Source organism: Streptomyces sp. NPDC057474 (genome assembly GCF_042802555.1).
GTDB lineage: Bacteria > Actinomycetota > Actinomycetes > Streptomycetales > Streptomycetaceae > Streptomyces.
In genome coordinates this window covers 1-11,699 of record NZ_JBHVDX010000274.1, presented here as the reverse complement: position 1 = coordinate 11,699, position 11,699 = coordinate 1, and the positions used below count along the sequence as shown (strand labels likewise).

Annotated in this window: 9 protein-coding genes and 2 pseudogenes; 9 read left to right on the top strand and 2 right to left on the bottom strand. The window is 70.6% G+C overall.

Translation table 11 applies throughout. The features are described from left to right. Positions 1 to 450: 450 nt before the first annotated feature. From ACFU53_RS42295 to ACFU53_RS42270, 6 genes and pseudogenes are all read left to right on the top strand, one after another. Positions 451 to 2,241 carry a peptidoglycan-binding protein gene (locus tag ACFU53_RS42295; protein WP_384005099.1) on the top strand — a complete coding sequence of 597 codons (1,791 nt, stop codon included), beginning with the start codon at positions 451 to 453 and terminating at the stop codon, positions 2,239 to 2,241. Positions 2,242 to 2,434: 193 nt separating this feature from the next. After that, on the top strand, positions 2,435 to 3,580 hold the full coding sequence (locus tag ACFU53_RS42290; RefSeq protein WP_384005098.1) for an SPFH domain-containing protein: 1,146 nt from the start codon (positions 2,435 to 2,437) through the stop codon (positions 3,578 to 3,580). 113 nt (positions 3,581 to 3,693) lie between these two features. Further along, entirely contained in the window at positions 3,694 to 4,299 is a 606-nt protein-coding gene (locus ACFU53_RS42285; protein WP_384005097.1) for a lytic polysaccharide monooxygenase, read from the top strand. A 118-nt stretch (positions 4,300 to 4,417) separates the two neighbouring features. Then, positions 4,418 to 4,888: a DUF3592 domain-containing protein gene (locus ACFU53_RS42280; RefSeq protein WP_384005096.1), complete on the top strand. Its 471-nt coding sequence runs from the start codon at positions 4,418 to 4,420 to the stop codon at positions 4,886 to 4,888. 40 nt (positions 4,889 to 4,928) lie between these two features. Next, positions 4,929 to 6,575 carry a long-chain-fatty-acid--CoA ligase gene (locus ACFU53_RS42275; protein ID WP_384005095.1) on the top strand — a complete coding sequence of 549 codons (1,647 nt, stop codon included), beginning with the start codon at positions 4,929 to 4,931 and terminating at the stop codon, positions 6,573 to 6,575. A gap of 199 nt (positions 6,576 to 6,774) precedes the next feature. Further along, a pseudogene (locus tag ACFU53_RS42270) lies at positions 6,775 to 6,891 on the top strand (IS5/IS1182 family transposase); the annotation flags it as partial. Here the strand turns inward: ACFU53_RS42270 and ACFU53_RS42265 are convergent. Beyond that, positions 6,890 to 7,585 carry an SDR family NAD(P)-dependent oxidoreductase gene (locus ACFU53_RS42265; RefSeq protein WP_384005094.1) on the bottom strand — a complete coding sequence of 232 codons (696 nt, stop codon included), beginning with the start codon at positions 7,583 to 7,585 and terminating at the stop codon, positions 6,890 to 6,892. The pseudogene ACFU53_RS42270 and the gene ACFU53_RS42265 overlap by 2 nt on opposite strands. 134 nt (positions 7,586 to 7,719) lie before the next feature. Between ACFU53_RS42265 and ACFU53_RS42260 the strand changes: the two genes are divergently transcribed. After that, positions 7,720 to 8,577: a helix-turn-helix transcriptional regulator gene (locus ACFU53_RS42260; protein WP_384005093.1), complete on the top strand. Its 858-nt coding sequence runs from the start codon at positions 7,720 to 7,722 to the stop codon at positions 8,575 to 8,577. 105 nt (positions 8,578 to 8,682) lie between these two features. On the opposite strand, the pseudogene ACFU53_RS42255 reads toward ACFU53_RS42260, so the two are convergent. Further along, positions 8,683 to 9,529, bottom strand: a pseudogene (locus ACFU53_RS42255) (IS5 family transposase). Positions 9,530 to 9,730: 201 nt separating this feature from the next. Here ACFU53_RS42255 and ACFU53_RS42250 point away from each other — a divergent pair. Beyond that, a complete protein-coding gene (locus ACFU53_RS42250; protein WP_384005092.1) occupies positions 9,731 to 10,969 on the top strand; it encodes a sensor histidine kinase in 1,239 nt (412 codons plus the stop codon). Continuing rightward, positions 10,954 to 11,607 carry a response regulator gene (locus ACFU53_RS42245; protein ID WP_384005091.1) on the top strand — a complete coding sequence of 218 codons (654 nt, stop codon included), beginning with the start codon at positions 10,954 to 10,956 and terminating at the stop codon, positions 11,605 to 11,607. Before ACFU53_RS42250 ends, ACFU53_RS42245 begins: the two co-directional genes overlap by 16 nt. The last annotated feature ends 92 nt before the right edge of the window (positions 11,608 to 11,699 follow it).

Below are 11,699 nucleotides of genomic sequence, written 5' to 3'. Positions count from 1 at the left end.
GGAGTCGGGCGACCGGACCGCGTGTTCAGCCCTTGTTCGCAGAACTGGCTGATGGTCCGGTTCTTGACCAGGAACACGTTGTCCGCGCGCAGCATGCTGTTGCAGACGTCGTCCCCGTGCTTGGAGTTGAGGACGTCCTGGGAGAAGTACTCGCAGGAACCGTCCGGTAACTACGCACCACTGAGGGGATTTGCTTCCCTCTGGTGAACCGCAGCGGTCTCCGGCGACCGGGCCGATGCCTCACCGAACCCGTCGGCCGGCGTCGCCGAGCGACTCCGCCGACCACGAAGGCCGGGATCGACGTCCGAGGGGGCGCACACGGACCGCTCCGGGTCCGGCGCGGCCGTGTACATCATTTGGACCGTCAGCATGCGACATGGGATGACAGTTGCGAAACTGACGGGCGTGCAGAAGCGTGGAATTCTTCGGTCGGTTCGCGAGGGGAATCGCATGGAGACTCCGGTATTCGAGGAGATCGATCCGGGGGGCGATTGCGAATGCCCCGGTTGTGTCCACTGGCGGCGGGTCATGCCGTACTCGGCCCAGTACGCCCATCTGAGTCACCCGGCGGCCAGGACCGCCAGGAACGCCCTCGTCGTGGCCACCGCCGCCGGTGCCGCACTCGGCGCGGGGCATGCCGTGCCGGCGGTCGCGGCGGCCCATGGCCCGGCTCATCCCGGCGTCGTTCCCGCAGGTGAAGAGCCTGACACCCCCCAGGGGAAGAAGGCTCCGCTGCACGGCCCCAGTGGTCGGCCGGCGCATGAGGAGAAGCCGCCGAAGGAGGTGAGGACGCCGCCCATCACCCGCGCCGAGATCATCAGGAGGGCCAAGACCTGGATCGCGTCCGAGGTGCCGTACAGCTTGCGCGAGTACTGGTCCGACGGTTATCGGCAGGACTGCTCGGGGTTCGTCTCGATGGCGTGGAACCTCCCCGGAAACGAATGGACGGGCAGCCTGGACAGGTTCGCGCAGCGGATTTCGAAGGACCGGCTGGAGCCCGGTGACATGTTGCTCTTCCATAATCCGAAGGAGCCTCAGAAGGGCTCGCACGTCGTCATTTTCGGCGGCTGGACGGACTACGCGGAGACCCACTACATCGCCTACGAGTCGACCCGTCCGTACGCCCGCAGGCAGGCCACCCCGTACGGGTACTGGGACAACGCGACCCGCTATGTGCCGTACCGCTACAAGGGGCTGATCGGCGACGGCGCGGGGTGGCCGGACGAGGAGACGGACGCCTCCGGTGGCCCCGGTTCACCCGATGCCCCGCCGGAGAGCCCGGGCGCGAAGGGGGCCGCCGGGCCGTCCGGCGCCGACCGCTTCCCCGGCCGCGAGGCCTTCGGGACCGGCGCGCACAACAAGTACGTCACCCGGCTGGGGAAGATGCTGGTGGAGCGCGGCGGGGCCCGCTTCTACACCGGCGGGCCGGGACCGAGCTGGTCGGACGCCGACCGCAGGGCCACCCAGGCGTTCCAGCGGGCGCAGGGCTGGTCGGGCCGCTACGCGAACGGCATTCCGGGCCCGCTGACCTGGACGTATCTGGTCACCGGGAGGGGCAGGAACATCCCGCCGGCCGGGAACCCGGGCCCGAAGGGGAAGCCTGCGGCGCCCAAGCCGCCTGCTGTGCATCGGCCGTCGGGGAAGCGGGGAGCGTCCGGCGCGTTTGGCGCGTCCGGCGCGTCCGGCCCGCCTGGAGCGCCGGGGAAGCCTGCCTCGCCTGGCGTATTTGGGGAGCCTGCCTCGCCTGGCGTATTTGGGGAGCCCGCTTCGCCTGGCGTATTTGGGGAGCCTGCCTCGCCTGGCGTATCCGGGGAGCCCGCTTCGCCCGGCGTGTCCGGCACACCTGGAGCGCCGGGGGAGCCCGCTTCGCCCGGCGTATCAGGGAAGCCCCCCTCGCCCGGTAGTCCCGCCTCGCCCGGTAGTCCCGCTTCACGCGGTGGGCCCGCTTCACCCGGTGGGCCCGCGCCGTCCGGGGCTCCCGGGACGCCCGCCTCGCACGGCGTCCTCGGCTATCCGGGGCGCGGCTTGTTCCGGCCGGGCGCGGACAACGCGTACGTCACGCAGCTGGGGAAGCAGCTGGTCAAGAAGGGGTTCGGCAAGTACTACACCTCGGGACCGGGGTCCCGCTGGGGCGAGTCGGACCGGCGGAACGTGGAGGCGTTCCAGCGGGCCCAGGGATGGCGCGGCGGCGCGGCGGACGGCTATCCGGGCCCGGAGACCTGGCGTCGACTGTTCTCCTGACGACCGGACCCGGTCCCGCCGAAGCCCGCGCCCGCTCCCACCAAAACCGCGCCCGCTCCCATCAGGACCCGCACCCGTTCCCTCCAACCCTCCAAAACCCGGACCCGCTCCAGCCAAAGCCCGGACCCACTCCCTCCCCCCACCACAAAAGCTCTCACCACGGTTCTTCCTGCGCGGAGGCATGGAGGCACGTATGAGTACGACCACCTCACACACACCGGAGCCCGAAGGGGCCGCGCGGCCCGCCCGGCTCATCCAGAACGAGACCACCACCGAGATCCCCGTACATCTGCTGTTCCGGGACGACCCCGCCCCGGTAGCCGTACCGGTCACCCCCGCTGTCGTGGGCCGGCGGCGCGGCACCGGGGAGCAGCCGCGGGTGCGGCAGGGGCCCGCGTCCGCGAAGCCGTGCCCCGCGGTCGAGGTCGACCCCGAACTGGTCGAGCGGCCGGCGCGGGTGGTGCCCGGGGTGGTGGGAGTGCTGGGCGGGGCGTGCGGGGTGGCCGGATGTGCACTCACCTCGTGGTGGGCCGGGGTGTTGCCAGGGCTCGAGATGCGGGGGCTCGGGCTGCCGGCCGCGTACGCGGGTGCCGGACTCGGACCGGCGCAGTGGGCCGCGTACGCAGGTGCCGGGGCCCTGACGCTGTTCGGGTTCGGCGGGCTGGCGCGGGGGCGGACCGGGCGGGCCTGGGTGCTCGGGCTGTTCGGGCGGTACCGGGGGACCGTCCGCCGTACCGGACTGCTCTGGGTGAACCCGCTCGTGCTGCGCCGCCGGGTCGACGTACGGCTGCGGCACTGGCGGAGCGAGCCGATGGCGGCCGTCGACGCGAACGGGGTCGCGCTGCGGGTCGTCGTCCTCGTGGCGTGGCGGGTCAGGGACAGCGCGCGGGCGTTGCTCGGGGTCGAGGACCACGAGCGGTATCTGCGCGAGTGCGTGGAGGCGGCGGTCTCCCGGGTGCTGTCGCAGCTGCCGTCCGACGTGCCGCCCGGCGCGCTGGTCAGGGACGCGACGCTGCGGAACACGGAGGCGGTGGGCGAGGCGCTGACCCAACTGGTGGTGGCGGATGCGGCGCCGGTCGGGATGGAGGTGTTCTCGGTCCAGCCGACCCGGATCGAGTACGCGCCGGAGGTGGCCGCCGTGATGCAGCGCCGCCGGATCGCCGCGCTCGACGCCCAGCACCGCGACGCCGTTCTCACCTCCGTCGTCGACTCGGTCGAGGACACGGTGACCCGGCTGACCCTGCGCGGCCTGGTCGAACTGGACGACTACGAACGCAAGGCGCTGGTGAAGGACTTGACGGTGGCGTTCTATACAGGGCGGCGCGAAGTGTCGTCGTGAGCCCCTGAATTGGTATGGACGCGCCTTTGTTATGGACACGGCCAGGGGTCGCTCATAATCTGGGACTTGGTCTAGACCTGGAAACACCCCCACGTACTCCAGGGAGCGGCAGCATGCGTAAAAGGACCAAGTGGTACGCGGCCGCGGTCGGCTTCGCCACCACCGGAGCGCTCGTGCTCTCCAGTGGTGGCGCCACCGGCCACGGCTACACCGACCTTCCCGTCAGCCGGCAGAAGCTCTGTCAGAACGGCACCGTCACGAACTGCGGCGACATCCAGTGGGAGCCGCAGAGCGTCGAGGGACCGAAGGGCTTCCCGGGCTCAGGGCCGGCTGACGGCCAGATCTGCTCCGGCGGCAACAGCAGGTTCAACCAGCTCAACGCGTCCACCAGGCCGGGCGGCGGCGCCTGGCCCACCACCAGGGTGACGGGCGGTCAGAACTACACGTTCCGCTGGCAGTTCACCGCCATGCACGCCACCACCGACTTCAAGTACTACGTCACCAAGGCGGGCTGGAACCAGAACCACGCCCTGGCCCGCTCCGACCTCAACCTCACCCCGTTCTTCACCGTCCCGTACAACGGCCAGCGCCCACCGTCCACGCTCTCCCACACGGGCCGTCTGCCGTCCGGGCTGAGCGGCCACCACGTGATCCTCGCGGTCTGGACGGTCGCGGACACCACCAACGCGTTCTACGCCTGTTCGGACGTCACCTTCTGAGCGTCGGCGCACCCGGCCCCGCGAGTTCTGAGGATCTCTTGAGCTGCGCGGGGCCCCCACACGGGTACGTTCCCCACACGTCGCCGACCAGGGCGGCGGCCGAACTTCGGGGAACACCATGGATGCCTTCTTCTACATCATTCCCGTGGTCATGATGACCTTCATCGCCTTCATGGCGTACCGGGTGCTGAGCCGCTGGCTCCGGATCAGGAGCGCCTGGAACAGTGGACTGACGGCCGAGGCGCGCTGCCTGAAGACGTTCACGACGGTCAGCGAGAGCATGGGTGAGCACAGCCGCGTGCGCACGACGATCCACCACGTGTACGAGTTCAGAACCCATGACGGCGACGCCATTCGCTTCGAGGAGGAGGACGGCCCGATGACGACGGTCGAGGGCGACTTCGTCACCGTGTACTACACCGACGGCCCGAACGTGGTCGCCACGGCCCACGCGCCCGGCCAGCGGGTCAAGCAGGCCGCGGCCGGACTCGGCCTCCTGGCCTTCCTCGGGGTGGTTTTCGCGTTCTGCGTCTTCTTCATGGTCACCTACCACCAGTTCTCCACGGACCCCTCGTTCCCGACGCCGTGACCCTCCTCAACTGACGGTACGTCAACTACCCTGCGCCGACATGGAGTCCACGAGGCGCACGGTCGCACAGCTCGTCGCCGACCGGTGGGACGACCACCGGCCCGGGCTGTGGTTCGAGGAACAGGGCCTGACCCACCACGAGGTCGCCGCCGGAGCCGCCGCCCGCGCGGCACTGCTCACCGACCTCCTGTCACCGGCCGCCGAACCCCACATCGGCGTCCTCCTCGACAACACCCCCGAATTCCCTCTGTGGTTGAGCGCGGCGGCCCTCGCGGGCGCCGCCGTCGCCGGAATCAACCCCACCCGCCGGGGTCCCGAACTGGCCCGTGACGTCCTGCACACCGAGTGCCGGGTGCTGATCACGGAACAGGCCCACCTACCGCTCCTGGGCGGCATCGAACTCCCGGGCGTACACGTATTGGTGACGGACACTCAGGCTTACGCCGACCTCCTCGCCCCGTACGCCGACGCCACGCCCGACCCGACCCGGGCCACCCCCGCCGACCGCCTCCTCCTCTACTTCACCTCCGGCTCCACCGGCGCCCCCAAGGCCGCGATCTGCTCCCAGGGGCGGCTCGCGGCGGCCGGACGGGCGCTGGTGGACCGCTTCGGGGTGCGGCGGGACGACGTGCACTACATCTGCATGCCGCTGTTCCACGGCAACGCGGTCATCGCCGACTGGGCCCCCGCCCTGGTCGCCGGGGCCGGGCTCGCGCTGCGGCGCCGGTTCTCGGCCTCCGGGTTCCTGGCCGACGTACGGGCGTACCGGGCCACGTACTTCACCTACGTCGGACGGGCCGTGCAGTACCTCCTCGCCACCGAGCCCCGCCCCGACGACCGCGACAACCCCCTGCGCATGGGCTTCGGCACGGAGGCGGGGGCGGTGGACGCGGCGGCGTTCGAGAAGCGGTTCGGGGTGCGGCTCGTGGAGGGGTACGGGTCGTCCGAGGGCGGGGCGGCGATCCAGCGGACACCCGGGGCGCCGCCGGGTGCGATCGGGCGGGCGGCACCCGGCGACGACCTCGCGGTGGTCGACCCGGAGACCCGCGAGGAGTGCCCGCCGGCCCTCCTCGCCGACGACGGCCGTCTGCTCAACGGTACTGAGGCGATAGGGGAGTTGGTCAACCGCGGCCCCAACCCCTTCGAGGGCTACTGGCGCAATCCGGAGGCCGACGCCGCCCGCCGCCACGACGGCTGGTACTGGACCGGCGACCTCTTCTACCGCGACACCGGCGGCTTTCTCTACTTCGCCGGCCGCACCGACGACCGCCTCCGCGTCGACAGCGAGAACCTCGCCGCCGCCGTCATCGAGAACATCCTCGCCCGCTACGACGGCGCCGAGGCCGTCGCCGTCTACGCGGTCCCCGACCCGGTCGCCGGGGACCAGGTCATGGCGACGATCGCGGGGGCCTTCGACCCGGACGGCTTCGCCGAGTTCCTGGTGTCCCAGCCCGACCTGGGTACGAAGATGGCTCCCCGCTTCGTACGCGTCGTCCCGTCCATGCCCGTCACCGCCACCAACAAGATCCAACGCGCCACCCTCCGCCGCGAGGGCTTCCGCTGCCCGGACCCGGTCTGGTGGCGCCCGCCGGGGAAATGGGCGTACCGCAAGTTCGCCGCGGTGGATCTGGCGCGGCTGGTGACGGAGTACCGGGCGCGGGGGCGGGAGGAGTTGCTGGCGAGGTAGGTGGGTCGGCGAGGTGGGTGGGTCGGCGAGGTGAGTGGCCAAACGTTTGTTAGATCGCCCCAATGTTTGTTAGATCGACCCAATGCTTGTTAGAGGTCGCGCAGATAGGCGCGGGGCGCCCCCGTCAGCGAAGCCGGCACAGATCTTGGTGATCTTGGAGTTACAACGCTTCGTGATCACCGGGGAGATCTGTGCTGTACTGGCATCGTGGCTGAGCGACCCGCTCTGGGACCAATTTGCCGCGCTGTTTCCTGAGCGGCCAGCGGACGACACGACCCGCTGGCTGCCATCGCCACGCATCAGCGACCGGACCGTTACCAGACGACCGGGCCGGTCTTGTCAAAGAAACTGCCGGTCGGGCCGTCGGCGCCGATCGAGGCCATGCGGACGATGATCTCCGCGCCCTCTTCGATGGTTTGGGTGCCCTGGTGGCCGTTGAGGTCGGTGGCGGTGTAGCCGGGGTCGACGGCGTTGAACCGGACGGTGGGGAACGCCTTGGCGTACTGCGAGGTGACCATGACCAGCGCGGTCTTGGACGAGTTGTAGTCCAGCACTGTCACCTGGAACTCCACCCGGCTCGGGTCGGCGCACGCAGCCAGCGAGCCCAGACCGCTGCTGACGTTGACGACGACCGGGGCGTCGCTTGCTTCCAACAGCGGCAGGAAGGCGTGCGTGACCCGCACGACGCCGAAGACGTTCGTGTCGTACGTGGTCAGCATGTCGGCCCCGGTGACCTCGCCGACCGGCTTGCGCGCGCCCACGATCCCGGCGTTGTTGACCAGGACGTCGAGACGGCCTGCATCCGCGCGGAGGAATTCGGCTGCAGACTTCACGGAATCCTCGTCGGTGACGTCGAGTTGAACGAAGCGGGCGCCGAGCATCTCGGCCGCCGTTCGACCGCGGTGGGCATCGCGTGCCCCGACATAGACGGTGTGCCCGGCCTCGATCAGACGACGAGCCGCCTCGAAACCGAGGCCCTTGTTCGCTCCAGTGATCAATGTGTTGGTCATGTGCTCACTCCGGTGATCGGTGGGTCGGTGATGTCTCCACCCTCGGCGCACCGCAGACGAACAGGCAGTGCCCGCCTCAGCCAGTGGACCAGCAGTACCAGGCTGTCCGGGCGCGGCGGCGCGATACTGGGACGGTGAGCGAATCCAGGGAACTGGGCAGAGCCCTGCACGGCTGGCGGGACCGGATCGCCCCTGCCACGGTCGGACTGCCCGCGGGCGGAGTACGTCGGGCCGCCGGACTGCGCCGCGAGGAACTGGCCCAGCTCGCCGACCTGTCGGTGGACTACATCACCCGCCTGGAACAGGGCCGGGCCACTTCCCCGTCGGCGCAGGTCCTGTCCGCGCTGGCCCGCGCCCTACGGCTGTCGGCAGCCGAGCGTGAATACCTGTTTCTCCTCGCGGGCCAGCCGGCGCCGGGTCCCGGGCACCTGTCGGCCCACATTCCACCGGGGGTCCGAAGGCTGCTCGACCAGCTGGACGGCTCACCGCTGAGCGTGCATGACGCCGCATGGAACCTGATTCTGTGGAACCCGTTGTGGGCGGCCATGTTCGGAGACCTCTCCGCGCTGCGCGGACGCGACCGCAACGTCGTCTGGCGGCACTTCGCCGGTCTGCCCAGCCGGGTCAGCCACACCCCCGAGCAGGAGGCCCGGTTCGAGGCGGCCGTGGTCGGCGATCTCCGGGCAGCGACCGCCCGCTACCCCGCCGATGCCGGCCTGCGCTCCCTGATCAAGGACCTGCGGGGTGTCAGTACCGACTTCGTACGCCTGTGGGACACGGGCATCGTGGGCGTCCATGAGTCGGACACCAAGACCGTCCATCACCCCGATGTCGGCGCAATCACCTTCGACTGTGACGTGCTCGTAGCTCCCGGCAGCGATCTGCGCGTCGTCGCCTATACCGCCGCTCCTGGCAGCGACGCCGCCGACCGGCTCAGGCTGCTCAACGTCATCGGCACCCAGACCATGACCGAAGACAGCACCCCGGGATAGCAGTCGGCGGGCGCACTCGACCTCCACTGCCCGCAGCCCGGCGTACCGACCACCGACGACGGCTCGCTGTCAACGCCGACGAGAGGTCCCCAGACAGGCGTGATCTCATCGGCAGCGGATCGGGCGTCCGTCCCAGCGGTGGGTGGTCCATGCCCGTCGAATCAGGCTACGAACGGTGATGATGGTGTCGGCCAGGTCGAAGGAAGAAGGCGTCGATGGCAGTCGCCCGGCGCTCGTAGCAGCGGGCGAGGCGGTAGAAGGCGTTCTGCCAGGCGTGGGTCCTTTCGACATGCCACCTCTGGCTTGCCTGGATCGGTGCTTTCTCGCCCTTGTGCGCGATGCGGCCGTGCAGGCCACGCTCGTCGAGCAGGGCGCGGGTCTTGTCAGAGTCGTAGCCGGCGTCCAGATGCACGGTGACGTCGTCCGGCAGAAGTCCCAGGTCGTCCAGACGGTCCAGAGTCGAGGCGAGGAGCGGGGAGTCGTGACAGTTCGCTCCGGCCGGCACGCGGCCCAACGGAATTCCGTAACCATCCGTCATGCCTGAGCGTTTGAGCCCCTGTTTGCCACGGTCGACTGGTGAACGTCCGGCGACCTCACCGCCACCTGGTGCCTTGGTGATGGAGCCATCGACGGCGATCTGGTCGAGCACGAGGCCGACGATCCGATCGTACGAGGCCAGCGCGACCTGCTTGAGCCGGGCGAAGACACCGAGCGCGATCCATTCGTCGCGGCGATTACGGATCGTGGTGGCCGAGCAGGTCGTGTCGGCGATCGCTTGGTAGGAGCAGCCGAACCGTAGGAGCCGCAGCATCTTGTCGAAGATGATCCGGTCGCTGATGCGTGGGCGGTGGCAGCCCAGCGGATGGCCCGGGTCATAGGTTGGACGCTCGGGCAGCAGCGCGGAGAATTGGTGCCAGGGCGGGTCGGTCAGCCACGATGGCAGTACAGGCACAGGTCCCCCCCCCGGTGATCACAGAGCGTCGCAACTCCATGATCACCAAGGCCTGCGCCTGCCTTGCTGCCGGGGTGCACCACCACGCCTATCCGCGCGGCCTCTTAGTCGACCCAACGTTTGTTAGGTATAGCTGGCCCCACCCCCGAACACCCCCTGCGCATATGGCCGCCGCCCTCCGCTCCCGCCTACCGTGACTCCATGATCCGAACGGTCGTACGGGATGTGGCGCCCGCGGTGGCCTATCTGCTGAGCGGTGTGCTGGTCGGCGGCCCGCTGCTGGTGGTGCTCCTGGTCCTGGGCGCCCTGGGCCTTGCCCTGGCCCCGGTCCTCGTGGGCCTGCCGCTGCTCGCCGTGGTCGTCCTGTCGGGCATCCCCGTCGGTGCGCTCGAACGGCGGCGGCTGGCCCTCACCCGCACCCCGCCGTTGCCCGACCCGCACGCCACCCCGGCCGAGCCCGGTCTCGCCGCCTGGGCCCGGTTGCGGCTGACCGAGCGGGCGACCTGGCGGGAGTTGGCGTACACGGGTCTCCTCGGTTTCGTGCTGTGGCCGCTCGACGCGGTCGTGCTGTTCGGGGCGTTGGGTATGCCCGGCGCGATGATCGGCGCGCCTGTGCAGCTGGCGACGACGAGCAGTGCCAGCGGTGATGCGCGGATCGCGAAGCTCTGGCTGATCGACTCCTACGGCCAGGCCCTGCTGTGCACGGCCATCGGTGTAGTCCTCCTCCTCGCGCTGCTGTGGCCCCTCGTCCAGTACGCGCGGGCTCGTGCCGCGCTCGCCCGGCTGCTGCTCGCGCCGAGCGAGGCGGAGGCGGAACGGCGGCTGGCCGAGGTGACGCGGTCGCGGGCCCGGCTGGTCGCGGCCTTCGAGGCGGAGCGGCGCCGGATCGAACGCGATCTGCACGACGGGGCCCAGCAGCGGCTCGTCTCCCTGAGCATGACCCTGGGCCTGGCCCGTCTCGACGCCCCGCCCGAACTGGCCGACCGCCTCGCCGCCGCCCACCGGGAGGCCGACCAAGTCCTCGGCGAACTACGGGAGTTGATCCATGGCATCCACCCTCAGGTGCTCGCCGACTACGGCCTCCCGGACGCCCTCGCCGACGCGGCCGACCGGTCCGCCGTACCCGTGGAGCTGGACCTCGAACTCCCGCGGTTCGCCGAGTCCGTGGAGTCCGCCGCGTACTTCGCGGTCCGGGAGGCGCTCGCCAACATCGGCAGGCACAGCGGGGCGGAGCGGGCGTGGATCAGCGGGCGGTACGCGGGCGGGCGGCTGCGGGTGGAGGTGCGGGACGACGGGACGGGCGGCGCCGACCCCGCGCGGGGCACGGGCCTCACCGGACTCGCCGACCGGCTCGCCGTGCTCGATGGGAGACTGTCCGTCCACAGCCCGGCCGGCGGCCCGACCGTCCTGTCCCTGGAGATCCCGTGCCCGCAGCGCTGAAGATCGTGCTCGCCGAGGACAGTGTGCTGCTGCGGGAAGGACTCGTCGGCGTCCTGACCCGCTTCGGCCACGAGGTCGTCGCGGCGGTCGGGGACGCGGAGTCGCTGACGTCGGCCGTGGCGTCGTACGCCCCCGACCTCGTCGTCACCGACGTACGCATGCCGCCCGGTCTCACCGACGAAGGGCTGCGCGCCGCCCTCGAACTACGCGCGGCGAACCCTTCCCTGCCCGTCCTCGTCCTCAGCCAGTACGTCCAACGGGCCTACGCCGCCGAGCTGTTGGACACCGGAGACGGCACCGGCGTCGGCTATCTCCTCAAGGACCGCATCGGTCAGGTCGAACAGTTCGCGGAGGCGGTGGAGCGGGTCGCGGCCGGGGGCACGGTCGTCGACCCCGAGGTCGTACGGCAGCTGCTGCGGCGTCGGCGTGATCCGCTGGCGGCGCTCACCCCGCGCGAGCGGGAGGTGCTCGCGCTGGTCGCGGAGGGGAGGTCGAACGGGGCGATCGCGCGCGAACTGGTCGTCACCGAGGCGGCCGTCGGCAAGCACATCGGCAACATCCTGGGAAAGCTGGACCTGCCACCGGCCGGGGACACGCATCGCCGGGTGCTGGCTGTGCTGGCCTACTTGCGGGGCTGAGGCCCACACGGAGGCAGGGGGTGTGGGTGGCGTAGCCCCCAAAGGCGCGGCGGTGCGGCGCAGCACGTCGATGGGGTGGCGTGTTCGAACTG

Excerpts from the sequence above, each read along its gene's own strand:
- ACFU53_RS42295 (WP_384005099.1), top strand. The coding sequence starts at position 451 with ATGGAGACTCCGGTATTCGAGGAGATCGATCCGGGGGGCGATTGCGAA.
- ACFU53_RS42290 (WP_384005098.1), top strand. The coding sequence starts at position 2,435 with ATGAGTACGACCACCTCACACACACCGGAGCCCGAAGGGGCCGCGCGG.
- ACFU53_RS42285 (WP_384005097.1), top strand. The coding sequence starts at position 3,694 with ATGCGTAAAAGGACCAAGTGGTACGCGGCCGCGGTCGGCTTCGCCACC.
- ACFU53_RS42280 (WP_384005096.1), top strand. The coding sequence starts at position 4,418 with ATGGATGCCTTCTTCTACATCATTCCCGTGGTCATGATGACCTTCATC.
- ACFU53_RS42275 (WP_384005095.1), top strand. The coding sequence starts at position 4,929 with ATGGAGTCCACGAGGCGCACGGTCGCACAGCTCGTCGCCGACCGGTGG.
- ACFU53_RS42265 (WP_384005094.1), bottom strand. The coding sequence starts at position 7,585 with ATGACCAACACATTGATCACTGGAGCGAACAAGGGCCTCGGTTTCGAG.
- ACFU53_RS42250 (WP_384005092.1), top strand. The coding sequence starts at position 9,731 with ATGATCCGAACGGTCGTACGGGATGTGGCGCCCGCGGTGGCCTATCTG.